Here is a 25,565-nt window from a genome sequence, read left to right as displayed (position 1 = left end):
CCCCCATCACCTTGGCGTTATCCGCAGCTTGCAACGATGTGACCCGGCGACCAATGCCGGCGGGCCCTGCCCCGCCGAACAATAAAACCACGCCGACGCACGTTCCCGTTCTGCCGAACCCAAGGAGTGTTTGATGGTTAACAATACAAAAATGTCGATGGCCGCTTTAGCGGTGGTGCTCGGCTCCGGGCCGTCCATGGTGTTTGCAGAAGACAAGCCCGAAGGCTTTGTCGAAGGCAGCAGCCTGACGGTGCTCAACCGCAACTTCTACTTCAATCGTGATCATCGCAACGGCCAGTCCAGCCCCACCGGCAACGGTTATTCCGAAGCCTGGGCGCATGCGGTGATCAGCAAGTTCGAATCCGGTTTCACCCAAGGCACCGTCGGGGTCGGTGTGGATGCATTTGCCATGCTCGGCTTGAAACTCGACACCGGTGACGGCCGCAACGGCGGGCGCAGTTCGTTCGATGTGCTGCCGGTCAACCGTGACGGCCAGGCGCGGGATGAATACACCAAGATCGGTGGCGCCGCCAAAGTGCGGGCCTTCGATACCGTGGTCAAGGTCGGTGATGTGTTCCCGGCCAACCCGGTGGTGGCCGCAGGTGATTCGCGCCTGCTGCCGGAAAGCTTTCGCGGTGTGACGGCGACCAACACCAGCATCGACGGTCTGTCGATTCAGGGCGGTCGTTTGCATGCGATGAGCCAACCGGTGTCCAGCGACATGCGCGAAAATTTCGCCACGTTCTACGCCGGCCCGGTCAATTCGCCGTGGATCGCTTATGGCGGGGGCGACTACGTGCTGAACAAGAACCTCAGTTTCAGCCTGTACTCCAGTCGTCTCAAGGATGCCTGGAATCAGTATTACGCCGGCACCGCTTGGACCTATCCGCTGGCGGACGACCTGTCGCTGTTCGGCGGCCTGAACTATTACAAGGCGGTCGACGAAGGCAAACAACTGCTTGGCCAGTTCGACAACAACATCTGGAGCGGCCGCGTCGGCGTGAAGCTCGGCGCCCATTCCGTCGCCCTCTCCCATCAGCGCAACAACGGCAACGACGACTTCGATTACCTGCGCCAGTCCGACTCGATCTTCCTCGACAACTCGATCCAGTACAGCGACTTCAACTCACCGAAGGAGCGTTCGTGGATGGTGCGCTACGACCTCGACATGAGCCCTTACGGCGTACCCGGTCTGTCGTTCATGACCCGTTACGCACGTGGCACCGACGCCGACTATTCCAACGCCAACGCCGTGTACATGCGCCGCGATGCCGAAGGCAATCCGCTGACCGACCAGAAGCGCTGGGAGCGCGACATCGAAGTCAAATACGTGGTGCAGAGCGGTTCGATGAAAGACCTGTCGCTGCGTTTGCGCCAGGCCACCACCCGTGCCACGGCGTTCGAGTCGGACCTGGATGAAGTGCGGGTGATCGTCGAGTATCCGTTGGCGATTCTCTGAGTTTCCCCGAGCAATACCATTCACCTTTAGAAGCTCCTTGCTCCTTTGGTCAGAGGTGAATTTTTTGGCGTCCTTCGGGGCGCCTTTTTTGCTCTGCGGTTGCGACATAATCAACCCGCTATCGAGACAACCTGGCGGATAGCTGATTAATCCAAGCTTTTAGCGTAAAGGCAGCATCAGTGTTATAGGGGAAATGTCGGGGCACGGAATGAATCCCGCGTACTTGATATAAAAGCTCGACAGCCGATCATTCAAGGGACGAACAATTATCGCGCTGGATCCGATCGACTGAGACGCGTTGAGAGCTCTTTCAATCGCATCTTGCAGTAAATCGATGGCGAAGCCCTGGCCTTGAGCTTCCCGTGTTACGCCCATACGTCCCAATAGAGTTACCGGATGGACACTGGGCGAGTTGCGTTGACGGCTTTTCGGCATGACGCTGGCGCGGGCGACTGATCCGCTGGATAGCGTGTAGTAGGCCATCACATTCGACGTGCCTTTGAGGCAACTGACGTACACAACAGCCTGCTTGGTGGATTGGGCTTTTCGCGCCTTCCTCTGCAGGTATTGGTCAATGGTCACCTCACCAGAATCGAAGGCATCAAGTTCGTGTTGGTCGTTGAGCTTCTCGGGCGCGGTCAACTCCAACGTTTTGGACGAGCGAGCAGTTGGTGCAGGCATTCGTTACCTCGAGCCGGATTGGCTTCAATAGCCTGTTCGAATGCGTCAAATGCGCTGTCGTCGAGAAGGAACAGTCGTTTATCCAGAATCACCTCTTCAGCTTTTTGGCAGGCAGCTTCCAGGATAAAACTTGTGCGATCACGACCAGACATGGCGGCTGCCAAATCGATCAGATTACGTTTCTTTTCGTCCGCTCTCATGTTGATTGGAACGGGTTTGGATTTTTCAACGCTTTCAGTTGTGGACATTGTTCTGTTTCCCATCTGGGTAGGTGATGTTGGAGCTGGAGCCTCCTTATGGCGTTAGCACATCAGCTTTTGTTTATTTTTCATTTTCTGACTCCTTGAGTGGCCCGGAGAGGTTTAGGCCATGCTCTTAACGTGAGATCTAACGTTTGAGGTGCGAAGCCATGAGAGCGACTTCGGAGTCGATTCTATACCGACCGTGTAGCTAATGCATATACGCGTATAGCTTTCAGATACACGGTCATTTTATTCAGGTCTGGCGAGAAAAGGATCCTCATCAAAGGAACTTCGCCTACGTCGCGACTTCCACGTTATCCAGCGCTTTGTTCACCGCCAGTTCACCGAGCATGACCACCTGAGCGATGCCGAGCAGCGTCTTGCGATGCGTGCCCTCCAGCAACGCGGCGAAGTCGCCGAGCATCACCGTGGCCGAGGCCAGGGATTCGCAGGCGTTGGCCAGCAGGGATTCGGTGTCGGCGTTGGGATTGACCAGAAACAGCGCGTTGGCGGTGTAAGGCGTGGCCATGATGGGCGCTGCGGGCTTGAGGTAGTAGTCGAGGGCGCGCTCGGCGGCTTCGTGGAGTTTGTGGGTGTCGATGGCGGCGTAGGGGGATGTTGGATCGGGGTCTGCAGCAGCGTTCGCTTCGGGCGGATTGGGTGTTGGCTTTTTCATGGTGTATCTCCAGTCTTGCGGTGGAGCTGGCCCATTCGGTTCCACGCGATGGGTGGCAGCTGTACGCAGGTTGGAACCCGGGGACCAGAGAAAACCCGGCAGACTCGAAGTCTCCCGCGCACAGCCGCCATAACAGAGTGCACACCATGAAGGTGCGCAAGCATACGTCATGAAAGCCTCTTTTGCGCTTCTTGGGTCCCGGGGTTCCAATCCCGATCGCTGATTTGGCAGCGACCCACACAGGCTAGAGAGCGGACGTCCGAGGGACAACCTGAAAACATTGTGGGAAGGTTCAGCTTTTCCCACACAACCTTTAAACATTCCGAATCTAAATACAGATCGTGATACTGAAAATGTGCCCCGTGTAGGAGCTGCCGAAGGCTGCGATCTTTTGACTTTGAAGACCAAGATCAACAGATCGCAGCCTTCGGCAGCTCCTACAGGGATTAGGTGTTGGTTAGCCACCACTGTTGCGGCACACGCCGGCCACGCTGTATCTGAGGGTGTTGAGTTGCCCTTGCGAGTCTTCGTAGGTCATAGCGGTAGGGACCACCGAGCAAGCCGGCTGCGGCTTCACCACGCTGACGATTTTCACCACGTCGAGCTTCATGCCGTATTCATATTCCTTGACCACCGGCGCCGCTTTGCCGCGCTCGGCGGCGTATTGCTCCATGGCTTTGGCGTTGGCGCTGAAAGCACGTTCGAAAGTGCGATCGCCGCCGCCTTCAGCCAGTGTATTTACCGACATCGCCATGACGCCGGCGAAGGTCATCCATTTGATCAACTGCATGTTTACTCCTCCGTAAAAAAGCCCGGCATCGGCACACGACAACGGGCTTGTTCCAGTGCGCCGGGCTTACAGGTCTTTGGTGCTGGCGTCTTTCTTCTCGTTGACGACGACCGGGTCGCGGGCCTGTTCCTTGGTCACGAACAGCTCCACGGCGCGATCATTGGCGGTCATCATCCGGTCGAACGTGCGGTCACCGCCGCCTTCGGCCATGGCCAGGGACGACAGCATCAGGGCGGCTGCGAAGGTGCTCAGTTGGGCGAATTTCATGGTTGATTCCTCGTTTAAGTAGCTGACGGGATCAAGGTAACAAGGCGCACCTTTCGTGACGGTGGCGGGGGAATTACATATCCGTTATCTGCCGGATCAGTGCACGGAACCCATGTGGGAGCGGGCTTGCTCGCGAAAGCGGTGTGTCATCCAACATTGATGTCGACTGACACGGCCTCTTCGCGAGCAAGCCCGCTCCCACAGGAGATCACCTACTCAGACGGTACGGTGTCCTCATCCCGGCGATGGGCGATCTGGTACAGCGCGGGCAAGATCAGCAACGTGAGGATCGTCGAGGACAGAATCCCGCCGATCACCACGGTTGCCAGTGGCCGCTGCACCTCGGCGCCGGTGCCGGTCGCCAGCGCCATCGGAATAAACCCCAGCGACGCCACCAGCGCGGTCATCAACACCGGCCGCAAGCGCGTCAGCGCGCCGACGTTGATTGCCTCCGTCAGTGAGCGCCCTTCCTCGCGCAAATTGCGAATGAACGCGATCATCACCAAACCGTTGAGCACCGCCACCCCGGACAACGCGATAAACCCCACGCCAGCGGAAATCGACAACGGAATATCCCTCAGCCACAGCGCCATCACCCCGCCGGTCAAGGCAAACGGAATCCCGGTAAACACCAGCAACCCGTCCTTCAGATTGTTGAACATCATGAACAGCAATCCGAACACCAGCAGCAACGCCACCGGCACCACAATCTGCAAGCGCTTGGCCGCCGATTGCAGTTGTTCGAACTGCCCGCCCCAACTGGTCCAGTAACCGGCAGGCACCTGCACCTCACGCTCGATCAGCGCACCGGCCTCGCTGACGAACGAGCCGATATCCCGACCGCGCACGTTGGCGCTGACGATCACCAGACGCTTGCCGTTTTCGCGGCTGACCTGGTTCGGCCCGAGCACCAGATCGAGGCTGGCGACGTCCTTCAGCGCGATAAACCCGATCTGATTCGCCGTACCGCTCAGCGCCGGCACCGGAATCAGCAACGCCGACAAGCCGTCGATGTCCTTGCGCATCGCGTCGGACAAACGCACCACCATGTCGAAGCGCCGATCGCCCTCGTACAAGGTGCCGGCCTGGCGCCCGCCCACTGCCACAGCGATGGTGTCCTGCACATCACCGACGTTGAGCCCGTAACGCGCCGCCTTGTCGCGGTCGATGTTGATGGTCAGCACCGGCAACCCGGTGGTCTGCTCGACTTTCACTTCAGAGGCGCCGTTGACCTTTTGCATCGCCGCCGCGATCTTCGCTGCCGTGGCGTTGAGCACGTCCATGTCATCGCCGAACACCTTCACCGCGACATCGCTGCGCACACCGGAGATCAGTTCGTTGAAGCGCAACTGGATTGGCTGCGACAGTTCATAGTTGCTGCCCGGCAACGTCGCGGCGGCTTGTTGCAACTCGGCCATCAGGGTTTCGCGGGACTTGTTCGGGTCTGGCCATTGGTCCTTCGGCTTGAGCATCACGTAGCTGTCGGAGATGTTCGGCGGCATTGGATCAGAAGCAATTTCGGCGGTACCGGTGCGGGCAAACACGCGCTCGACTTCCGGCACCTTGGCCAGGATCAGCGTCTCCAAACGCTGCTGCATGTCCACCGATTGCGTCAGGCTGGTGCCCGGCACGCGCAGCGCTTGCAGGGCAAAATCCCCCTCACTGAGGCTCGGTACAAACTCGCTGCCCATGCGGCTGGTGAGCACGCCGCTGAGCACGATCACGCCCAACGCCGCGCCCACGGCCACCGTGCGATGGGCCATGACCCAGGCCAGCGCCGGCGCATACACCCGACGTGCACCGCGCATCACCACGCCCTCTTCTTCCTTGACCTTGCCGGTGACGAACAGCGCAATCGCTGCCGGCACGAAGGTCACCGACAGCAGCATCGCACCGAGCAGCGCGATGACCACGGTGAACGCCATCGGGTGGAACATTTTCCCTTCGACGCCGCTCAGGGCGAAGATCGGCAGGTACACGACCATGATGATCAACTGGCCGAAAATCAGCGGTCGTCGCGCCTCCTTCGCCGCGGCAAAGACCTCCTTGAAACGCTCGGCGCGGGTCAACAAACGGCCGTGATGCTGCTGCGCATGCGCCAGACGACGCAGGGTGTTTTCGACGATCACCACCGCGCCGTCGACGATGATCCCGAAGTCCAGCGCGCCGAGGCTCATCAGGTTGGCACTGACCTTGTTGCTGAACATCCCGGTGAAGGTGAACAGCATCGACAGCGGAATCACCATCGCCGTGATCAACGCGGCGCGGATGTTGCCGAGGAACAGGAACAGAATCGCGATCACCAGAATCGCGCCTTCGATCAGGTTCTTTTTCACCGTGGCGATGGCTTTGTCGACCAGGTGCGTGCGGTCGTACACCGGCACGGCGATCACGCCTTGCGGCAGGGATTTATTGATCTGTTCCAGCTTCCTGGCCACCGCTTGCGAAACGGTGCGGCTGTTCTCGCCGATCAACATGAACACCGTACCCAGCACCACTTCGCGACCGTTTTCTGTGGCCGCACCGCTGCGCAACTCACGGCCGATTTCCACGGTGGCGACGTTCTTCACCCGGATCGGCGTGCCATCGACATTGGCCATGACGATGTTGGCGATATCCTCGGTGCTCGCCACTTGCCCCGGCGCGCGGATCAGCAACTGCTCGCCGCTACGCTCGATGTACCCGGCGCCGACGTTGGCGTTGTTGCGCTCCAGCGCGGTGATCAGATCGGTGAGCGTGAGCTTGTACGCGGCGAGGCGTTTCGGGTCCGGCGCGATCTGATATTCCTTGGCGAAACCACCAATGGTGTTGATCTCGGCGACGCCCGGCACGTTGCGCAACTGCGGCTTGATGATCCAGTCCTGAATCACCCGCAGATCGGTCGGCGTGTAGGCGCTGCCGTCGTCCTTCAGCGCGCCCTTCTGGGCTTCCACCGTCCATAAAAAGATCTCACCGAGACCTGTGGAAATCGGCCCCATCACCGCTTCCGCGCCTTCAGGCAATTGCTCCCTGGCGATCTGCAGACGCTCGTTGACCAGTTGGCGAGCGAAAAACAGGTCGGTGCCGTCCTTGAAGATCACCGTAACCTGCGACAACCCGGAGCGCGACAGCGAACGGGTCTGCTCCAGCGCCGGCAAACCGGCCATCGCGGTTTCAATCGGGAAAGTGATGCGCTGCTCGGTTTCCAGCGGCGAGAACCCGGCGGCGCCGGTGTTGATCTGCACCTGGACGTTGGTGATGTCGGGCACGGCGTCGATCGGCAGTTTTTGATAACTGGCGATGCCGAGGCCGGCCATGAGCAGAACGGCGAGCAGCACGATGATGCGCTGCTCGATGGCAAACTGGATCAGGCGTTCGAACATGGGAACCTTCCAGAATTAATGACTGTGCTCGGCTGAGGCTTTGCCCAGCTCCGACTTGAGGACGAAGCTGCCGGCGCTGGCGACTTGCACGCCCGGTTCCAGCCCTTGAGTGACTTCCACGTGGCCGGCGGCACGGCTGCCCAGTTCCACCGCCTGCGCCTTGAAGCCGTCGTCGGTACGCACGAACACCGTGGGTTTGTCCTCGACGGTCTGGATCGCGGTTTCCGGCACGGCGACTTTGGCCTGGCGGCTCTCGGTGGCGACCCGCGCGGTGACGAACAGCCCCGGGCGCCACGAGCCTTTAGGGTTTTCCACGGTCACGCGCACGGTCGCGGTGCGGGTCTGTTCGCCGAGCAGGCTGCCGACGTACGCCACGCTGCCGGTCACTTCGGCCTTTAACTCAGGCGCGCTGACAGTCACCGGTTTGCCCACCTGCACTTTGGTCAGATCCTTGGGCGAGACACCGAACGTGACCCACACCCGCGACAGATCCGAGAGGGTGAACGCTGCCGTGGTCTCATCGACCACCTCGCCCGGCGTCAGGTGTTTTTCCACCACCACGCCATCGAACGGTGCGCGCAGTTCGTAGCGATTGCCGCCGGTGGCGACCACGCTGCCGCTGAGCACGCTGATTTTTTGCCGGGCGTTGTTCATGGCGATTTCCGCCTCTTCCAACGCTTGCTTTGCCTGGAGGAAATCCTGTTCGGCGGAAATCTTGTCCTGCCAGAGCTTTTTCTCGCGCTCGTAGGTGGTACGCGCCAACGCCAAGCGACGTTGCGCGGCGGCCTGTTCGCTGCGCTGATCGGAGATCTGCTGACTGGCGATCACCGCCAGCAACTGGCCCTTCTTCACGGTTTGCCCGAGGTTGACCGCGACCGACTCGACCACCCCCGGCACGCGCGGCACGACGTGTGCCGTGCGGTCCTCGTCGAAGCGCACTTCGCCGGGGAACGACAGGCCAAGACTGATGCTCTGCGCCCGCGCCTCGGCCAGTTGAATGCCTGCGGCGGCGATCTGCTCGGCGCTCAATTCGATGTGGCCTTCTTCGGCATGTTCGCCTTCGGCGGCAGCGCCCTCCTCGGCGTGATCGGCGTGTTCGGAGGCCTCATCGGCATGCGCGTCGATATTTGAATTGGCCGGCCACATCGAACCGAGGCCAATGCCCAGCGCCAAGGTCGCCACCGCGACCACCATCAGTTTTTTATCCATGGAAACTCCTCTGCGCCGTGCCATCGCGCAGTTGTCTGAAAAGTGAAATTCAAGGGCTGACGCTGAGGTCGCCGTAGATCCGTTCGAGGCGCACGCGGGCGTCGGTCGCCTCACTGACGGCCTGGATGTATTGGCTGCGCGCAGCGATCAGGGTGCGCTGGGCATCGAGTACGTCGAGGAAACCGAACTTGCCCATTTCGAAACCGCGCGTGGCGCTGTCCACTGCGCTTTGTGCGGCAGGCAGGATGGTCTGGTTGAACGCGTTGACTTCGCCGTTGGCGGTCTGCCATTGCTCAAGGCTGGTCTGGACTTCGGTGCGCAAACGCAGCTCGGTGGCGTTGCGCAGATCCCGCGCCTGATCGGTGCGGCGTGCGGCGGCGAGCACGTTGCCCTGATTGCGGTTGAACAGCGGAATCGGCATCGACAGCCCGACCACGTTGACCCGTTCGCGCTCGGTTTCGCTGTACTGACTGCCGATGCTCACGGTCAGATCGGGAATGCGCTGCGACTTTTCCAGGCCCAACGAGGCTTCGCGCTGATCGATCTGCAGTTTCGCCAGACGCAGCTCGGCGGTCTGGTTCAGACGCTCGAGCAAACGGCCGGGCGGCGGCAGCGTGGCGAGGTTTTGCGTGGCGGGTTGCACGTTGGTCGAGGTCGGCAACGGTGCGCCCATGACCTGCGCCAGTTGCTGATAGGCATTGGCCTGATCGCGTTCGGCGCGGCTCACCTCCAGGCGCACTTCCGAGAGCTGCACCTGTGCTCGCGTGCCTTCGACCGGCGACGATTTACCGGCCTCGATCCGCCCCTGAGCAACGCGCACACCGTGCTCGGCCAGTTGCAGTGACTGACGCGACAGCTGCAAGCGTTGCTGCGCGGTTTGCGCGCTGTTGAACGCCTGAATCACATCGGCGCGCAAGGCATTGCGCTTGCGCTCCAGTTCGATACCGGCAGCGTCCTGCGCACGGCTGGCGACATCGATGCGCGCGCCGCGTTTGCCGCCCAGTTCAATCGGCTGGCTGAGCATCACCGTGGTGGTGCGCGAGTTGCGCCGGGTGTCTTCGGCTTCCCACGACACCTCGGGGTTGGGGATCAGTCCGGCCTGTTGGCGGTCGCCCTCGGCTATGCCGATTTCCCACTGCGCGGCGGCAAGATCGGGATTGCCGGCTAAGGCACTTTGCAGCGCCTGATCCAGCGTCAGGGTCGATGCGCTGGCCAGGCTGCTGCTCGCCAGCAACAAGAGGCCGCTGGCGGTTTTGTTCAGGCGTGATCGCGCCGTCAGTTCGATTAAACCGGGCAATGGAGGACTTCCTTTAATTCAGGATTTTTCGATGCCGCCACGTTAGGGTTTTGAACTTATCGACAAGGTGACTGGAACATTACAAATCCGTTATCCACGGTTTGGCAAAGTTGTTTTGTTCTAGGATGCGAAGTGCAATCGGCTTTGCCGCAATACATAGAAACAAATACTCGGTAGTTAACTGCTGAACAGTACTTGTCGGAATCAAACTTACGAGAATCACGTGGTCCGCGCTGCGGCGGACTGTCGCACAGCCCCGGTTTAAAGCATTGGGTTGTTGACCCTGTAGCCGCTACAACCTTTATCGTTGCGGACATCCCCTCACCCCAGCCCTCTCCCGGGGGGAGAGGGGCCGACCGAAGTGTCTCGCGTTTTTTATCGACCTGTTACATCAAGTCGATTATGGATTCAGTAAAATTTTTTTCACGTTGGCGTAGTTCTGAAATATCCCGCATTCAGTCCCCTCTCCCTCGGGGAGAGGGTTAGGGTGAGGGGTATGCCTTAATTAGATATCCATTAAATAAAAGTGGTGATAGATCATGCGAATCCTTGTCGTCGAGGACGAGCTTAAAGCTGCCGAATACTTGCATCAGGGTTTGACCGAAAGTGGTTATATCGTTGACCACGCCGCCACCGGTGCCGATGGATTGCATCTGGCGCAACAGCAGGCCTATGACCTGATCATTCTCGACGTGAACTTGCCGGAACTGGACGGCTGGGGCGTGCTGGAACAACTGCGCCGCACCCACTCGACGCGGGTGATGATGCTCACCGCGCGCGGGCGGCTGGCGGACAAGATTCGTGGTCTGGATCTGGGCGCCGACGACTATCTGGTCAAGCCGTTCGAGTTTCCCGAACTGCTGGCGCGGGTGCGCACCTTGATGCGCCGCAGTGAAAACATCCCAGTGCCACAGGTGTTGAAAGTCGCCGATCTGGAGCTGGATCCGGGCCGGCATCGGGCGTTTCGTGGCGAGCAGCGCATCGACCTGACCACCAAGGAATTTGCCCTGCTGCACTTGCTGATGCGCCAGTCCGGCGAGGTGCTGACCCGCACGCAGATCATTTCGCTGGTGTGGGACATGAATTTCGACTGCGACACCAACGTGGTCGAAGTGTCGATCCGGCGCTTGCGGGCGAAGATCGATGACCCGTTCGACAACAAGCTGATCCACACCCTGCGCGGTGTCGGCTATGTGCTGGAGGCGCGAGAATGAGGCCGGCCAGCCTGTCGATGCGCCTCGGTCTGACGGTAAGTATTCTCGGCGCGCTGTTGGTGGTATTCCTGGCGATCCTCGCCTATTTCGCCCTGACCCATGAGCTGAATGCGCTGTCCCGCGACAGCCTGCAAAAGAAGATGGCGCAGGTGGAGCACAGCCTGTCGCTGTATGTCGACGCCAATGAGGTCAGTGGCAAGCCGCACATTCTGCTCGATCAGGTCATGGGCCACGACAACCTGACGCTGACGATTTATGACCGCTCGAACCTGCGTACGCCGCTGCTCAAATCCGGCTCGGGACTGAAGGATCCGCGCGCCGAATTGCGCGCAGTACGAGGCACTACCGAGCAGTTGGCCTATAGCGACAGCATCGATGACGAGGGTGCGAAGTTCCTTACCGCGTCGGAGCTGATTCGGCTCAAGGACGGCAGCAGCGTGCCGGTGCTGCTGTCGATGGACAACGCGCACGATCAGGCGCTGCTCAGCGCCTATCTGCGCTCGACGCTGATTGCCTTGCCGCTGTTGCTGGTGTTCATCGGCCTGACGGCGTGGGGCGCGGTGCAGCGTGGATTGGCGCCGCTGCGCGAGTTTCGCAAAGTGGCGGCGATGGTCTCGACGCAGGACCTGGAGCATCGGCTGTCGGTGGTGAACATGCCGCAGGAGTTGAGCGAACTGGCGCAGGGCATCAACTTCATGCTGCATCGCCTCGATGCCGGGGTGCAGCAGTTGTCACAGTTCTCCGATGACCTGGCGCATGAACTGCGCACGCCGATCAACAACCTGATGGGCAAGGCCCAGGTGACGCTGTCGCGCGAGCGCACGAGCGAGGAATACCAGGACGTTCTGGTGTCGTGCACCGAGGAGCTGGAGCGCGTGGCGCGGATTGTTTCCGACATGCTGTTTTTGGCGCAGGTCAGTCATCCGTCGGCACTGGCGCCGTTTGAATCGGTGGCGCTGGAGGAGGAAGCGGCGAAGGTCGCGGAGATGTTTTCGCTGGCGGCGCAGGACAAGCAGATTCATTTGAATGTTGTTGGCAGCGCATCGGTGTTGGGCGATCGGCTGATGATCCAGCGGGCGATTTCCAATCTGCTGTCGAATGCGCTGCGTCATTGCCCGAACGGCAAAACCATCACCTTGCTGATCGAGCAAGGCGCAACGCAGGCTTCACTGCTGGTGAGCAATCCCGGCGCCGGCATCGAGGCGCAACATCTGCCGCATCTGTTCGACCGCTTCTACCGCGTCGACAGCGCCCGCTCGCGCTCACAGGGCAGCACCGGGCTGGGGCTGGCGATCGTGCGCTCGATCATGAGCCTGCATCAGGGGGTAGCGGAGGTGAAGAGCTTGCCAGGTGTCATGACCGTGTTCCGCCTCGGTTTTCCTGCGGCGACACCCATGGCCCCATCGCTTGCAGGCAAGCTCCCACAGTGATTTGCGGGGTACTCAGGTTTTGTGACCACCACTGAAACCTGTAGGCCTTCACCTGCTCGCGATGGCGGTGGATCCTGCAACATCTGCACTGCCTGATACTGAGCCTTCGCGAGCAAGCTCGCTCCCACAGGGACAGTAGTCATTCACAAAATGTGTGGACACCGCCAAAACCTGTGGGAGCGAGCTTGCTCGCGAAAGCGTCGGATCAGGCGATATCCATGTTGAATGTCAGAAAGCAATCGCTTGCAGGCAAGCTCCCACAGTGGTTTCGGGTGCACACTGAATTTGTAAGCAACACAGAACCCTGTGGGAGCGTGGCTTGCTCGCGAAAGCGGTAGATCAGGCAACAAAAAAAACGGCACCTCACGGTGCCGTTTTGCTTTTCACACATCAACCATCACTTACGCGCATCCGCCCACGATTTCAGCAGTTCGTTGTAGCTCACGGTCTCGCCCTGCGGCTTCTCGTTGGCCAGTTTTGGTTTTGGTGCGCCCGGTTGGTCGAACCAGTATTGCGCGTCGCGTTCCGGGTTCATTTTCGGGGCGCATACTGCTTGCGCCTTGGAGCGTTCGAGGCGGGTCATGATTGCGTCCTGATCCTTGGCCAGGCCGTCCAGCGCCTGTTGCGGAGTCTTCTCGCCGCTGGCCGCTTCGGCGATGTGGCTCCACCACAATTGCGCCAGGCGCGGATAGTCCGGCACGTTGGTGCCGGTCGGGGTCCATTGCACGCGGGCCGGGCTGCGGTAGAACTCGACCAGGCCACCGAGTTTCGGCGCCAGATCGGTCATCGCCTGCGAGTTGATGTCCGACTCGCGGATCGGCGTCAGGCCGACGATGGTTTTCTTCAGCGACACGGTTTTCGAAGTGACGAACTGCGCGTACAGCCACGCCGCCAACTTCTGTTTCTCAGGGGTGGATTTCATGAATGTCCACGAACCCACGTCCTGATACCCGAGCTTCATGCCCTCTTCCCAATACGGCCCGCGCGGCGACGGCGCCATGCGCCATTTCGGCGTGCCGTCGGCGTTGACCACCGGCAGGCCCGGTTTGGTCATGTCGGCGGTGAACGCGGTGTACCAGAAGATCTGCTGGGCGATGTTGCCTTGCGACGGCACCGGGCCGGACTCGGAGAAGGTCATGCCCGCCGCTTCCGGTGGCGCGTAGGCCTTGAGCCAGTCGACGTATTTCTGCGTCGCGAACACCGCCGCCGGGCCGTTGGTGTCGCCGCCGCGGGTCACGCTGGAGCCGACCGGGTGGCAGTCCTCGACGCGAATGCCCCACTCGTCCACCGGCAAGCCGTTGGGCAGGCCCTTGTCGCCGCCACCGGCCATGGAAAACCAGGCATCGGTGAAACGCCAGCCCAGCGACGGGTCTTTCTTACCGTAGTCCATGTGTCCGTAGACGCGTTTGCCGTCGATCTCCTTGACGTCTTCGCTGAAGAATTTGGCGATGTCTTCATAGGCCGACCAGTTCACCGGCACGCCCAATTCGTAGCCGTACTTTTCCTTGAACTTGGCTTTCAGATCGGCGCGTTCGAACCAGTCGGCGCGGAACCAGTACAGGTTGGCGAACTGTTGGTCGGGCAGTTGATAGATCTTGCCGTCCGGCGCGGTAGTGAACGAGATGCCGATGAAGTCCTTGATGTCGAGGGTCGGCGAGGTGAAGTTCTTGCCTTCGTTGGCCATCAGGTCGGTGATCGATTCGGTCTTGCCGTAGCGAAAGTGCGTACCGATCAGGTCCGAGTCGTTGACCCAGCCGTCGTAGATGTTCTTGTCCGACTGCATCACCGTCTGCATTTTTTCCACCACATCGCCTTCTTGCAGCAGGTCGTGGGTGAGCTTGATCCCGGTGATTTCGGTGAACGCCTTGGCCAGCACCTTGGACTCGTATTCGTGGGTGGTCAGGGTCTCGGAAACCACTTTGATTTCCATGCCGCGAAACGGCTCGGCGGCCTTGATGAACCACTTCAATTCTTCGAGTTGCTGATCGGCCGTCAGGGTCGACGGCTTGAATTCACTGCCGATCCATTTTTTCGCAGCGTCTTCGTAGGCATCGGCCCAGGCAGATGCGCTCAAACCGCTGAGTGCCAGCAAGGCTGCCAATGAAATGCTATGTCGCAGCTTATTGTTTTTGTCGAACATAGAGACCTCCAGTTTGAGTTACGGAGCACGATTGCCGAGCGACTCGACTAGCCCCAGCGCATCACAACCAACAGCCACACCAGAGACAGCGCGGACGCCACCCAGATGCTCCAGTCGGTGACGCCGATTACCAGCAGATGCAGGTAGGCGCTGCCGAGAAGACCGATGAACAAGCGATCGCCACGGGTGGTGGCAATCGGCAGAAAACCGCGTCGCAGGATGCTTGGCGAGCGCAATTCCCAAGTGGTCATGCCCACCAGCAGCAGGCCGATGGCAATAAAGAACCCCGCCGTGGGGGTGGTCCAGCTCATCCATTCCATCATGCGTTCCTCAGACCCGACCGAGGGCAAAGCCCTTGGCCACGTGGTTGCGAACAAACCAGATCACCAGCATGCCCGGCAGGATGGTCAGCACCCCCGCCGCCGCCAGCACGCCCCAGTCGATGCCCGAAGCCGACACCGTGCGCGTCATCACCGCGGCAATCGGCTTGGCGTTGACCGAAGTCAGCGTGCGCGCCAGCAGCAGTTCGACCCAGGAAAACATGAAGCAGAAGAACGCCGTGACGCCGATGCCCGAGCCGATCAGCGGGATGAAAATCTTCACGAAGAACTTGGGAAAGCTGTAGCCGTCGATGTACGCGGTTTCGTCGATTTCCTTGGGCACCCCGGACATGAAGCCTTCAAGAATCCACACCGCCAGCGGCACGTTGAACAGGCAGTGCGCTAGCGCCACGGCGATGTGCGTGTCGAACAGCCCGATCGACGAATACAGCTGGAAGAACGGCAACAGAAACACCGCCGGTGGCGCCATGCGGTTGGTCAGCAGCCAGAAGAACAGGTGCTTGTCGCCGAGGAAGCGATAGCGCGAAAACGCATAGGCCGCCGGCAGCGCCACACTCAGCGAGATCACCGTGTTCAGGCTGACGTAATACAGCGAATTGAGATAACCGGTGTACCAGCTCGGATCGGTGAAAATCACCTTGTAGTTGTGCCAGGTGAAATCCTGGGGGAACAGGGTCAACCCGCCGAGAATTTCCGTGTTGCTCTTGAACGACATGTTCAGCAGCCAGTAGATCGGCACCAGCAGAAACAGGATGTACACCAGCAGCGGAATCAGCTTTCTCTTGCTCATGGCCGGGCCCTCAGCGGTTGGCGTCGGAATGGGTCATGGCGGTGTAGAACAGCCACGAAACCAGCAGGATGATCAGGAAGTACACCAGCGAAAACGCCGCCGCCGGCCCCAGATCGAATTGGCCGACCGCCATCTGCGTCAGCGTCTGACTGAGGAAGGTCGTGGCATTGCCCGGCCCGCCACCGGTGAGCACAAACGGCTCGGTGTAGATCATGAAACTGTCCATGAAACGCAGCATCACCGCGATCAGCAGCACGCTTTTCAACTTCGGTAACTGAATATGGCGGAACACTGCCCACGCCGAGGCGCGGTCGATTCGCGCCGCCTGGTAATACACGTCGGGAATCGCCCGCAACCCGGAAAAACACAGCAGCGCCACCAGCGAAGTCCAGTGCCAGACGTCCATCACCAGCACCGTGACCCAGGCGTCCATGGTGTTGGCCGCGTAGTTGTAGCTGATACCCAGTGCATTCAGGCTCGAGCCGAGCAGACCGATGTCGGCGCGACCGAAGATCTGCCAGATGGTGCCAACTACGTTCCACGGAATCAGCAGCGGAATCGCCAGGATGATCAGCACCACCGACGACCAGCGGCCCTTGGTCGGCATGGTCAGGGCGACGGCGATACCCAACGGAATTTCGATCAGCAGCACGCAGGCCGAGTAGATGAATTGGCGCAGCAGCGAGTCATGCAGACGCGGGTCGAGCAGCACCTGCTTGTACCAGTCGGCGCCGACAAAGTAGCGGCTGGACTGGTCGAAGATGTCCTGTACCGAGTAGTTGACCACGGTCATCATCGGGATCACCGCGCTGAACGCCACCAGCAGAAATACCGGCAACACCAGCCACCAGGCCTTGTTGTTCTGCACCTTGTTCATGGCTGCACCTCGTCGTCGGCTTCGAGCAGAAACTCATCGGCATAGACCATCAGCCACTGCGCCGGAAAACTGATATACGCCGTGCCCTGCGGCACCGGTTTGTCTTCGGCCAGACGCACCTTCAGCGGCGCGCCATCGAGGTCGAGGGTGAGGATCTTGTAGGTGCCGAGGTCTTCGACGTGAACCACCCGCGCCTGCATCGCCTCGTCAAACGGCTCGTCCCAGACGTGAATGAATTCGGGGCGGATGCCGACCTTCAGATTTTTCCACTGACCGTGTTCGATATGCCGTTGCAAGGCGTCGGACAACGGCAAGTGCGTCGAGGCGAAACCGACCCCGCCCGGCTGCGGCTGCACCTCGATCAGGTTCATCCCCGGGCTGCCGATGAAGTAGCCGACAAAGGTGTGAGTCGGCCGCTCGAACAATTCCCGGGGCGTGCCGAACTGCACGATCTGTCCGCCGTACATCACTGCGATCTTGTCGGCGAAGGTCGAGGCCTCCAGTTGATCGTGGGTGACGTAGACCATGGTGATGTTGAACTGCTCGTGGATCTGCTTGAGCTTGCGCCGCAGTTTCCACTTCAGGTGCGGGTCGATCACCGTTAGCGGCTCGTCGAACAGGATTGCGGAAACGTCGTCGCGCACCAGGCCACGGCCCATGGAGACTTTCTGTTTTTCGTCGGCGGTGAGGTTGCGCGCCTTCTTGCTCAGCAGGTTTTGCAGGTCGAGGACTTCGGCGATTTCCTGCACCTTGCTGAGCACTTTCGCCTCGGCCATGCCCTGATTGCGCAGGGGGAAGGCAAGGTTGTCGAACACGCTCATGGTGTCGTAGACCACCGGGAACTGGAACACCTGAGCGATGTTACGCTTCTCCGGGGTCAGGTCGTTGACCGCTTTGCCATCGAACAGCACATGCCCTTGCGAGGGGCTGAGCAGGCCGGAAATGATGTTGAGCAAGGTCGACTTGCCGCAACCCGAAGGGCCTAGCAAGGCATACGCGCCGCCCTGCTCCCAAATGTGATCCATCTCGCGGATCGCGTAATCGTCAGGCCCGCTCGGCTGCTTGCTGTAGCTGTGGGCGAGGTGCTGCAAACGGATTTCGGCCATCAGGCAACCCTCGCGACACGTTGACCCGGTGCCTGCACCAGACGGCCCTGCGCATCGAACACGAACAGTTTGTGGGTCGGGATGTAGATGCGGATCGGCGCATCGACGTCGTATTCGTGAACCCCCGGCAGGTGCAGCACCAGCAGGAAATGCTCGTTGCGCACGTGCAGGAAGGTTTCCGAGCCGCTGATCTCCGCCACTTCGACGGTAACCGCCAGCTCCAGATCGTCATCGTTGCTCGGCACCAGCGAGATATGGCTGGGGCGCACGCCAAAGCGGAACTCGCCCTCACCCACCGGGCGCAGGTCGACGTTCAACGGGAAGTGCACGAAATTGGCGAAGCTGACTTCGTTGCCGGCGATGCGCCCGGGCATCAGGTTGATCGGCGGCTCGGAGAACAACTCCGCCGCCAGCACGGTTTGCGGCTGGTGGTAGACCGAGGTCGATGGGCCGCTCTGGATCACCCGGCCCTCGTGCAGAATCGTCGTGGTGCCGCCCAGCGCCAAGGCTTCGTTGGGTTCGGTGGTGGCGTAGATCGCAATGGTGTGGCGCAGCTTGAACAGCTCGCGCATTTCCTGGCGCAGTTCTTCGCGCAGCTTGTAATCAAGGTTGACCAGCGGCTCGTCGAACAGGATCAACTCGGCGTCCTTGACCAACGCCCGGGCCATCGCCGTGCGCTGCTGCTGGCCGCCGGACAGCTCCAGCGGATAGCGCTGCAGGAACTTCTCGATGCGCAGCATCTTCGCGGTTTCCAGCACTTTGCTATGGATTATTTCTTTGGAAACACCGGCCTGACGCAGCGGCGAGGCGATGTTCTCGAACACGGTCATGCTCGGGTAATTGATGAACTGCTGATAAACCATCGACACGTTGCGCAGGCGCACCGGGCGCTGGGTGACGTCGACGCCGTTCATCAGGATCCGGCCGCTGTCGGGCTTGTCCAGGCCTGCCATCAGGCGCATCAGGCTGGTCTTGCCGGACAGCGTGCGGCCGAGCAGAACGTTGAAAGATCCGGGTTCGAATTTCAGGCAGGCATCGTCGATCCAGGTCTGGCCCTCGACGGTGCGGCTGACGTGCTCCAGGGTGAGTGACATGGCTCGGCCTTTTTATTATTGGAGTCAAGCGACCTGTGCAGCAGAGCGACATTCGTGCCAGAAATGGCAAGTGGTTGATTTGTCGTGAAAAGGGCTGAAAACGCGGGGATCAGGCGTTCATTGCTGAACACATTTGAACAGCTGGGCGATTGACAATGAACAATAGTGAACAACACTCTATGAACTCATTTCGGTGAACACCGGAGATCCTGTGGGAGCGAGCTTGCTCGCGAATGCGGTGTGTCAGTCGATGTAAATGTGTCTGATATACCGCTTTCGCGAGCAAGCCCGCTCCCACAGTTTTGATCTGTGTTGGTTTTGAAAGCAGTGCCATAACAACAATAAAATGCCCTTCAGAGGCCCACCACCATGGCCGCACCTGCCCCGCCGCTGTCCCACGACGCGATTGTCCAGACCTCCTGGCAACGTTGCCGCGCCTTCGGCCTTGACCACCAGAGCGCCCCGGCCTTCGATCAATTGCCCGCCGCCGGCATCGCCCAGCTGCTCGACCGTCACCACGCGCTGGTGCAAACCACCCATCAGGAAGTGCTGCCGTATTACGAGAACATCCTCAGCAACTCCAATTGCCTGATCATGCTCGCCGACCATCAGGGTCAGGTGCTGACCTCGTGGGGCACTCAGCGCTTTATCGAGCCGAACCTGGCCCGAGGGTTTAGCGCCGGGGCGAGCTGGATGGAGCGCTGCAGTGGCACCAATGCGATCGGCACCGCGCTGGCCTGCGAGCAAGCGGTACACATCGAGCACGATGAACACTTTCTCAAAGCCAACCGTTTCATGACCGGTTCCGCCGCGCCGATTTTCGATGCCGAGCGCAAGGTTATCGCCGTACTCGACGTGTCCAGCGACAGCTATCTGCCGCCCTCGCACACCCTGGGCATGGTCAAGATGATGAGCCAGACCGTGGAGAACCGGCTGATCCTCAACCTGTTCCACGGCCAGCACTTTCAACTGACCTTCAACACCGGGTTGAACAACCTCGACAGTCAGTGGGCGGGTTTGCTGATTTTCGATGAGAGCGGGCAGGTGCTGTCGGCCAATCGCCGGGCGGACAATCTGCTCGGCGTGCGCCTGTCGCGGGTCAGTGTCGAGAGCCTGTTCAACGTGTCGCTGCTGGAGCTGCTGAATCAGCCCGACGGCTTGCCATTCGCCCTGCAGACCTCCGGGCGCAACCGTTTTCAGTGTTTGTTGAAGCGGCCGCAACAGGCAGCGGTTCAGCCTCGGGTATTTGCTGAACCGAAAAGCGCCGAAACGTCGCTCAAACCCGCGGGCGCCATCAGCCTCAGCACCCTGCACTTCGGTGACAGCCGGGTGGAAAAAGCCGTGCGTCAGGCCGAACGCCTGCTGGAGAAAGACATTCCGCTGCTGATCCACGGCGAAACCGGAGTCGGCAAGGAAGTCTTCGTCAAAGCCCTGCATCAGGCCAGCTCGAGAAGCAAACAGGCATTTATCGCCGTCAACTGCGCGGCGATCCCCGCCGAACTGGTGGAATCAGAACTGTTCGGCTATGAAAAAGGCGCGTTCACCGGCGCCAACCAGAAAGGCAGCATCGGCCTGATCCGCAAAGCCGACAAAGGCACCCTGTTCCTCGACGAAATCGGCGACATGCCGTTGCCGACTCAGGCGCGGTTGTTGCGGGTGTTGCAGGAGCGCTGCGTGCAACCGGTGGGCAGCAGCGAGTTGTTCGCGGTGGACTTGCGGATCATCTCGGCGACCAACCGCTCTTTACGCGAGCAAGTGCAATTGGGCCGATTTCGTGAGGACTTGTACTACCGAATTGGCGGTTTGACACTGGAACTGCCGCCGCTCAGAGAGCGCAGTGATAAAGAGGCGCTGTTCAAACGCCTGTGGGAGCAGCATCGCGAACCGACGCAATGGGCCGGGCTCAGCCGCGAAGTGCTGGAGCTGTTCGAGCGGCACCCGTGGCCGGGTAATCTGCGTCAGGTCAGCAGCGTGATGCAGGTGGCGCTGGCGATGGCCGAGGAACAGCCGGTGCGGCCGGAGCATTTGCCGGATGACTTTTTTGTCGATCTGGAGATGGAGCCGGTGGAGAGCGTGCAGCCGCTGGGGCTGGATCTGAATGATGTGGAGGCGTTGAACCGGGAGTTGAAAGCAGCCGGGGGCAATATTTCGCATCTGGCGCGGCGGTTGGGGGTTAGTCGCAATACCCTTTACAAGCGCTTGCGCCAGGCTGAGTGACAGGGTGGCTGAACCGGCCTCTTCGCGAGCAAGCCCGCTCCCACAGGGGATCCGTGTCGTACACAAAAATCAGACATGACAAAAATCCAATGTGGGAGCGGGCTTGCTCGCGAAGGCGCCAGCCCAGTCACCCCACAACTATCAATCCGCCCTCATTGACCGAACCGACTAGACTGTGACGAAATGTTTCAGTTTTTTGCCCCGCCATTGATCCACACACCTCCCTCCTCCTGATCCTTACAGGACACGTGCTTTGACCAACATCTGTTCCACCGGCCTCGATATCGGCTTCGCTTCGCTGGACTACCTGCAGATCGGCTTCCTCGGCATCATTCAAGGCATCACCGAGTTGCTGCCCGTTTCCTCCACCGCGCATATGCGCATCGTCCCGGCCCTGCTCGGCTGGCCGGATCCCGGCTCGGCGTTTTCCGCAGCGATGCAACTGGCCGCACTGGCGGCGGTGGTCAGTTATTTCTGGCGCGATGTCCGCCAAGTGGTCGGCGGCAGCGTCGATGCGGTGCGCCAACGGGATTTCAACAATCGCTGGTTCATCCTCGCGGTGGCCATCGTGCTGGCGACCATCCCCATCGGCATCGCCGGTATAGCTTTGTCATCGACACTCAACGCCTGCAACTCGCCCCTTCGCGGCCTGATGGTGATCGGGATTTCCTGCGTGGTCATGGCGGTGCTGCTGGCGGCTGCCGAACTCACCTGCCGCCATCGGCGCAGCGTGGACGAAATGCGTCTGCGCGACGCGCTGATCGTCGGCATCGCACAGATTGGCGCGCTGATTCCTGGGGTGTCGCGCTCCGGCTCGACACTGACGGCAGCGCTGTTTCTCAACTTCAAGCGTGAAGAAGCGGCGCGGTTTTCATTCCTGCTCGGGCTGCCGGCCATCGCCCTCGCCGGTTTGAAAGAGTTGTGGGTGTTGTTCCATGCCGACCTTCCCGCTGCCGTTTGGGGGCACCTGATTTTTGGTCTGGTGATCGCCAGCATCTCGGCGTTCTTCGCGATCTGGGGCCTGATGCGTTTTCTGGAGAAGTTCTCCACCTGGCCATTCGTCATCTACCGTGCGGTGCTGGGGATTTTCCTGATCGTCGCGGTCAGCACCGGCGCCTTGAGCTAAGGCCCCGCCAGAAAAAACAAAACCCGCACTCGGCGGGTTTTGTTTTAAAGCGGATCAAGCAATCAGTCAGCCAGACGCCAGGTCGTGCCGCCCTTGCCGTCTTCCAGCACCACGCCCATGGCGGTGAGCTGGTCGCGGATGCGGTCGGATTCGGCCCAGTCCTTGCCGGCGCGTGCCGCCAGACGTGCAGCAATCAGCGCGTCGACTTCAGCGGCATCGACACGCCCTTCGGCGCCCGCTTGCAGGAAGTCATCCGCTTCCAGCTGCAACACGCCCAGCACGCTCGCCAGTTCTTTCAGACGTGCCGCCAGACCTGCCGCTGCATCGAGATCGCTCTCGCGCAGGCGGTTGATCTCACGCACCATCTCGAACAGCACCGCGCAGGCTTCCGGCGTGCCGAAGTCGTCGTTCATCACCGTGGTGAAACGCTCGACGAAGGCTTCGCCGCCGGCCGGGGCCACGCTCGGCAGGCCTTTCAACGCGTGGTAGAAACGCTCGAGAGCGCCCTTGGCGTCCTTGAGGTTGTCTTCCGAATAGTTGATCGCGCTGCGGTAGTGGCTCGACACCAGCAGGTAACGCACGACTTCCGGGTGGTACTTGTCGAGCACATCGCGAATGGTGAAGAAGTTGTTCAAGGACTTGGACATCTTCTCGCCATTGATACGGATCATGCCGCAATGCATCCACGCGTTGGCGTAGGTCTTGCCGGTGGCCGCTTCGCTCTGGGCGATTTCGTTTTCATGGTGCGGGAACTCGAGGTCGCTGCCGCCGCCATGGATGTCGAAGGTCTCACCGAGGCAGCAGGTAGACATCACCGAGCACTCGATGTGCCAGCCCGGACGCCCGGCGCCCCACGGCGATTCCCAGCTCGGCTCGCCCGGCTTGGCGGCTTTCCACAGGACGAAGTCCAGCGGATCTTCTTTCGACTCGTCGACTTCGATGCGCGCACCGATGCGCAGGTCTTCGATCTTCTTGCGCGACAGCTTGCCGTAGCCCATGAACTTGGCGACGCGGTAGTACACGTCGCCATTGCCCGGGGCGTAAGCGAAGCCCTTGTCGATCAGGGTCTGGATCATCGCGTGCATGCCCGGAATGTGATCCGTGGCGCGCGGTTCCATGTCCGGCTTCTTGATGTTCAGGCGCGCTTCGTCTTCGTGCATCGCCGCGATCATGCGCTCGGTCAGCGCTTCGAACGACTCACCGTTCTCGCGGGCACGATTGATGATCTTGTCGTCGATGTCGGTGATGTTGCGCACGTAGGTCAGGTCGTAACCGCTGAAGCGCAACCAGCGGGTCACCAGGTCGAACGCGACCATGCTGCGGCCGTGGCCGAGGTGGCAGTAGTCGTACACGGTCATGCCGCACACGTACATGCGCACCTTGTTGCCATCCAGCGGCTTGAAGACTTCTTTGCTCTTGGTGAGCGTGTTGTAGATCGTCAGCACTTTATATTTCCTTGACGCTAAATCACTGGCCCCACGAATCACGCAGGGTCACGGTACGGTTGAATACCGGCTGACCTGGTTTCGAGTCCTTGATGTCGGCGACGAAGTAGCCTTCGCGCTCGAACTGGAAACGGTCTTCCGGCTGTGCATTGCCAAGCGATGGCTCAGCACGACAACCGGTCAGCACTTGCAGTGAGTCAGGGTTGATGTTGTCGAGGAAACTCGCGCTGTCTTCGGCCTTCTCCGGATTCGGAGAACGGAACAGGCGATCGTACAGACGCACTTCGCACTCGATGCTGGCAGCCGCCGGCACCCAGTGGATCACGCCTTTGACCTTGCGGCCTTCAGGGTTCTTGCCCAGGGTGTCCGGGTCGTACGAGCAACGCAGCTCGACGATGTTGCCGTCGGCGTCCTTGATCGCTTCGTCGGCACGGATCACGTAGCTGCCACGCAGACGCACTTCGCCGTTCGGCTCCAGGCGCTTGTAGCCCTTTGGCGGTTCTTCCATGAAGTCATCGCGGTCGATGTAGATTTCACGGGCGAACGGCAGCTGGCGCACGCCGAGTTCTTCTTTCTGCGGATGACGCGGCAGTTCGAGGTTCTCGACCTGACCTTCCGGGTAGTTGGTGATCACCACTTTCAACGGACGCAGCACGCACATGGCGCGCGGCGCGTTTGCGTCCAGATCCTGACGGATGCTGAACTCGAGCATGCCGAAATCGACCACGCCATCGGAACGGTTGGTGCCGATCATGTCGCAGAAGTTGCGGATCGACGCCGGCGTGTAGCCACGGCGACGAAAGCCGGACAGCGTCGACATGCGCGGGTCGTCCCAGCCATTGACGTGCTTTTCATCGACCAGTTGCTTGAGCTTGCGCTTGCTGGTGATGGTGTAGTTCAGGTTCAGGCGGCTGAACTCGTACTGACGCGGGTTGGCCGGCACCGGCAGGTTGTCCAGGAACCACTCGTACAGCGGACGATGGCTTTCGAATTCCAGGGTGCAGATCGAGTGGGTGATGCCTTCGATGGCGTCCGACTGACCGTGGGTGAAGTCATAGTTCGGGTAGATGCACCACTTGTCACCGGTCTGATGGTGATGGGCGTGGCGGATGCGGTACATGATCGGATCGCGCAGGTTCATGTTCGGCGAGGCCATGTCGATCTTCGCGCGCAGCACGCGGGCACCGTCCGGGAACTCACCGGCGCGCATGCGCGCAAACCAGTCGAGGTTCTCTTCCACCGAACGGTCGCGGAACGGGCTGTTCTTGCCAGGCTCAGTCAGGCTGCCACGGTATTCCTTGGCCTGCTCCGGGGTCAGGTCGTCGACGTAGGCCTTGCCGGCCTTGATCAGCTCCACCGCCCAGTCGTGCAACTGGTCGAAATACTGCGAGGCGTAGCGCACTTCGCCGGACCACTCGAAGCCCAGCCATTTGACGTCGCTTTCAATCGCGTCGATGTATTCCTGGTCTTCCTTGGCCGGGTTGGTGTCGTCGAAACGCAGGTGCGTGACGCCGCCGAACTCCTGGGCCAGGCCGAAGTTCACGCAGATCGACTTGGCGTGGCCGATGTGCAGGTAGCCGTTGGGCTCAGGCGGAAAACGGGTGACGATCTGGGTGTGCTTGCCCGAGTCCAGGTCTGCCTGGATGATCGGCCGCAGGAAATTGACCGGCACGGCAGGGCCGGACTTGGCATTCGAGGTAGGGTCGACAGTGGGCTTGCTCATAGGATCCTTGACTTACATGTGCGCGGCCGCAAAGGGGGCCAGACAAAACAAAGCCGCTATCATAGCCGATGCTGTCAAG

At 60.4% G+C, this 25,565-nt stretch carries 21 protein-coding genes; 5 read left to right on the top strand and 16 right to left on the bottom strand.

The window, feature by feature from the left end; all coding sequences use genetic code 11:
* The first annotated feature begins 133 nt into the window (after positions 1 to 133).
* On the top strand, positions 134 to 1,459 hold the full coding sequence (locus E4T63_RS10660; RefSeq protein WP_135295439.1) for an OprD family porin: 1,326 nt from the start codon (positions 134 to 136) through the stop codon (positions 1,457 to 1,459).
* Between the two features lie 159 nt (positions 1,460 to 1,618).
* Here E4T63_RS10660 and E4T63_RS10655 read toward each other — a convergent pair whose 3' ends face one another.
* The 8 genes from E4T63_RS10655 to E4T63_RS10615 form a co-directional block, all read right to left on the bottom strand.
* Positions 1,619 to 2,140 (bottom strand): hypothetical protein, encoded by a 522-nt coding sequence (locus E4T63_RS10655; RefSeq protein WP_135295438.1) that lies wholly within the window; start codon positions 2,138 to 2,140, stop codon positions 1,619 to 1,621.
* The gene (locus E4T63_RS10650; protein ID WP_041073246.1) at positions 2,098 to 2,388 is read right to left on the bottom strand and encodes a DUF1778 domain-containing protein; all 291 of its coding nucleotides are present in this window, start codon (positions 2,386 to 2,388) and stop codon (positions 2,098 to 2,100) included. The genes E4T63_RS10655 and E4T63_RS10650 overlap by 43 nt, the downstream gene beginning before the upstream one ends.
* A 289-nt stretch (positions 2,389 to 2,677) precedes the next feature.
* The gene (locus tag E4T63_RS10645; RefSeq protein WP_095138906.1) at positions 2,678 to 3,058 is read right to left on the bottom strand and encodes a DUF6124 family protein; all 381 of its coding nucleotides are present in this window, start codon (positions 3,056 to 3,058) and stop codon (positions 2,678 to 2,680) included.
* A gap of 457 nt (positions 3,059 to 3,515) precedes the next feature.
* Positions 3,516 to 3,848, bottom strand: coding sequence for a DUF2790 domain-containing protein (locus E4T63_RS10635; protein ID WP_135295437.1), 333 nt, complete (start codon positions 3,846 to 3,848; stop codon positions 3,516 to 3,518).
* 66 nt (positions 3,849 to 3,914) lie between these two features.
* Positions 3,915 to 4,115: a co-regulatory protein PtrA N-terminal domain-containing protein gene (locus E4T63_RS10630; protein WP_098968143.1), complete on the bottom strand. Its 201-nt coding sequence runs from the start codon at positions 4,113 to 4,115 to the stop codon at positions 3,915 to 3,917.
* 212 nt (positions 4,116 to 4,327) lie between these two features.
* Complete coding sequence (locus tag E4T63_RS10625) at positions 4,328 to 7,477, bottom strand: CusA/CzcA family heavy metal efflux RND transporter (RefSeq protein WP_135295436.1); 3,150 nt, start codon at positions 7,475 to 7,477, stop codon at positions 4,328 to 4,330.
* A 15-nt stretch (positions 7,478 to 7,492) separates the two neighbouring features.
* Positions 7,493 to 8,686: an efflux RND transporter periplasmic adaptor subunit gene (locus E4T63_RS10620; protein WP_135295435.1), complete on the bottom strand. Its 1,194-nt coding sequence runs from the start codon at positions 8,684 to 8,686 to the stop codon at positions 7,493 to 7,495.
* Positions 8,687 to 8,735: 49 nt separating this feature from the next.
* Positions 8,736 to 9,983, bottom strand: coding sequence for a TolC family protein (locus tag E4T63_RS10615; protein WP_135295434.1), 1,248 nt, complete (start codon positions 9,981 to 9,983; stop codon positions 8,736 to 8,738).
* Positions 9,984 to 10,522: 539 nt separating this feature from the next.
* Here E4T63_RS10615 and E4T63_RS10610 point away from each other — a divergent pair.
* Both E4T63_RS10610 and E4T63_RS10605 read left to right on the top strand, forming a co-directional pair.
* On the top strand, positions 10,523 to 11,197 hold the full coding sequence (locus E4T63_RS10610) for a heavy metal response regulator transcription factor (protein WP_003223767.1): 675 nt from the start codon (positions 10,523 to 10,525) through the stop codon (positions 11,195 to 11,197).
* Entirely contained in the window at positions 11,194 to 12,627 is a 1,434-nt protein-coding gene (locus E4T63_RS10605; protein ID WP_135295433.1) for a heavy metal sensor histidine kinase, read from the top strand. The genes E4T63_RS10610 and E4T63_RS10605 overlap by 4 nt, the downstream gene beginning before the upstream one ends.
* 397 nt (positions 12,628 to 13,024) lie before the next feature.
* On the opposite strand, the gene E4T63_RS10600 is transcribed toward E4T63_RS10605, so the two are convergent.
* From E4T63_RS10600 to E4T63_RS10575, 6 genes are read right to left on the bottom strand one after another with little or no spacing between them, the layout of a single operon-like run.
* On the bottom strand, positions 13,025 to 14,767 hold the full coding sequence (locus tag E4T63_RS10600; protein WP_098968138.1) for an ABC transporter substrate-binding protein: 1,743 nt from the start codon (positions 14,765 to 14,767) through the stop codon (positions 13,025 to 13,027).
* 47 nt (positions 14,768 to 14,814) lie between these two features.
* Complete coding sequence (locus E4T63_RS10595; protein ID WP_027614647.1) at positions 14,815 to 15,087, bottom strand: DUF2160 domain-containing protein; 273 nt, start codon at positions 15,085 to 15,087, stop codon at positions 14,815 to 14,817.
* Positions 15,088 to 15,097: 10 nt separating this feature from the next.
* On the bottom strand, positions 15,098 to 15,898 hold the full coding sequence (locus E4T63_RS10590) for a carbohydrate ABC transporter permease (protein ID WP_027614646.1): 801 nt from the start codon (positions 15,896 to 15,898) through the stop codon (positions 15,098 to 15,100).
* 10 nt (positions 15,899 to 15,908) lie between these two features.
* A complete protein-coding gene (locus E4T63_RS10585; RefSeq protein ID WP_007961995.1) occupies positions 15,909 to 16,775 on the bottom strand; it encodes a carbohydrate ABC transporter permease in 867 nt (288 codons plus the stop codon).
* The gene (locus E4T63_RS10580) at positions 16,772 to 17,881 is read right to left on the bottom strand and encodes an ABC transporter ATP-binding protein (protein WP_135295432.1); all 1,110 of its coding nucleotides are present in this window, start codon (positions 17,879 to 17,881) and stop codon (positions 16,772 to 16,774) included. The genes E4T63_RS10585 and E4T63_RS10580 overlap by 4 nt, the downstream gene beginning before the upstream one ends.
* Positions 17,881 to 18,975 carry an ABC transporter ATP-binding protein gene (locus tag E4T63_RS10575; RefSeq protein WP_135295431.1) on the bottom strand — a complete coding sequence of 365 codons (1,095 nt, stop codon included), beginning with the start codon at positions 18,973 to 18,975 and terminating at the stop codon, positions 17,881 to 17,883. Before E4T63_RS10575 ends, E4T63_RS10580 begins: the two co-directional genes overlap by 1 nt.
* A gap of 369 nt (positions 18,976 to 19,344) precedes the next feature.
* Here E4T63_RS10575 and E4T63_RS10570 point away from each other — a divergent pair, with 369 nt between their 5' ends.
* Positions 19,345 to 21,192, top strand: coding sequence for a sigma-54-dependent Fis family transcriptional regulator (locus E4T63_RS10570; RefSeq protein ID WP_135295430.1), 1,848 nt, complete (start codon positions 19,345 to 19,347; stop codon positions 21,190 to 21,192).
* A 253-nt stretch (positions 21,193 to 21,445) separates the two neighbouring features.
* Positions 21,446 to 22,318 (top strand): undecaprenyl-diphosphatase UppP, encoded by an 873-nt coding sequence (gene uppP / locus E4T63_RS10565; RefSeq protein WP_134785993.1) that lies wholly within the window; start codon positions 21,446 to 21,448, stop codon positions 22,316 to 22,318.
* Positions 22,319 to 22,380: 62 nt separating this feature from the next.
* Here uppP and cysS read toward each other — a convergent pair whose 3' ends face one another.
* Positions 22,381 to 23,763, bottom strand: coding sequence for a cysteine--tRNA ligase (gene cysS / locus E4T63_RS10560; protein WP_047291685.1), 1,383 nt, complete (start codon positions 23,761 to 23,763; stop codon positions 22,381 to 22,383).
* Between the two features lie 22 nt (positions 23,764 to 23,785).
* Positions 23,786 to 25,486 carry a glutamine--tRNA ligase/YqeY domain fusion protein gene (locus E4T63_RS10555; protein ID WP_135295429.1) on the bottom strand — a complete coding sequence of 567 codons (1,701 nt, stop codon included), beginning with the start codon at positions 25,484 to 25,486 and terminating at the stop codon, positions 23,786 to 23,788.
* Between the last annotated feature and the right edge of the window lie 79 nt (positions 25,487 to 25,565).

The sequence above is a fragment of the Pseudomonas fluorescens genome (assembly GCF_004683905.1).
GTDB classification, from domain to species: domain Bacteria; phylum Pseudomonadota; class Gammaproteobacteria; order Pseudomonadales; family Pseudomonadaceae; genus Aquipseudomonas; species Aquipseudomonas putida_A.
This window is presented reverse-complemented; position numbering and strand designations above follow the sequence as displayed.

Coding starts and splice junctions, on each gene's coding strand:
- E4T63_RS10660 (WP_135295439.1), top strand. CDS start 134: ATGGTTAACAATACAAAAATGTCGATGGCCGCTTTAGCGGTGGTGCTC.
- E4T63_RS10655 (WP_135295438.1), bottom strand. CDS start 2,140: ATGCCTGCACCAACTGCTCGCTCGTCCAAAACGTTGGAGTTGACCGCG.
- E4T63_RS10650 (WP_041073246.1), bottom strand. CDS start 2,388: ATGTCCACAACTGAAAGCGTTGAAAAATCCAAACCCGTTCCAATCAAC.
- E4T63_RS10645 (WP_095138906.1), bottom strand. CDS start 3,058: ATGAAAAAGCCAACACCCAATCCGCCCGAAGCGAACGCTGCTGCAGAC.
- E4T63_RS10635 (WP_135295437.1), bottom strand. CDS start 3,848: ATGCAGTTGATCAAATGGATGACCTTCGCCGGCGTCATGGCGATGTCG.
- E4T63_RS10630 (WP_098968143.1), bottom strand. CDS start 4,115: ATGAAATTCGCCCAACTGAGCACCTTCGCAGCCGCCCTGATGCTGTCG.
- E4T63_RS10625 (WP_135295436.1), bottom strand. CDS start 7,477: ATGTTCGAACGCCTGATCCAGTTTGCCATCGAGCAGCGCATCATCGTG.
- E4T63_RS10620 (WP_135295435.1), bottom strand. CDS start 8,686: ATGGATAAAAAACTGATGGTGGTCGCGGTGGCGACCTTGGCGCTGGGC.
- E4T63_RS10610 (WP_003223767.1), top strand. CDS start 10,523: ATGCGAATCCTTGTCGTCGAGGACGAGCTTAAAGCTGCCGAATACTTG.
- E4T63_RS10605 (WP_135295433.1), top strand. CDS start 11,194: ATGAGGCCGGCCAGCCTGTCGATGCGCCTCGGTCTGACGGTAAGTATT.
- E4T63_RS10600 (WP_098968138.1), bottom strand. CDS start 14,767: ATGTTCGACAAAAACAATAAGCTGCGACATAGCATTTCATTGGCAGCC.
- E4T63_RS10595 (WP_027614647.1), bottom strand. CDS start 15,087: ATGGAATGGATGAGCTGGACCACCCCCACGGCGGGGTTCTTTATTGCC.
- E4T63_RS10590 (WP_027614646.1), bottom strand. CDS start 15,898: ATGAGCAAGAGAAAGCTGATTCCGCTGCTGGTGTACATCCTGTTTCTG.
- E4T63_RS10585 (WP_007961995.1), bottom strand. CDS start 16,775: ATGAACAAGGTGCAGAACAACAAGGCCTGGTGGCTGGTGTTGCCGGTA.
- E4T63_RS10580 (WP_135295432.1), bottom strand. CDS start 17,881: ATGGCCGAAATCCGTTTGCAGCACCTCGCCCACAGCTACAGCAAGCAG.
- E4T63_RS10575 (WP_135295431.1), bottom strand. CDS start 18,975: ATGTCACTCACCCTGGAGCACGTCAGCCGCACCGTCGAGGGCCAGACC.
- E4T63_RS10570 (WP_135295430.1), top strand. CDS start 19,345: ATGGCCGCACCTGCCCCGCCGCTGTCCCACGACGCGATTGTCCAGACC.
- E4T63_RS10555 (WP_135295429.1), bottom strand. CDS start 25,486: ATGAGCAAGCCCACTGTCGACCCTACCTCGAATGCCAAGTCCGGCCCT.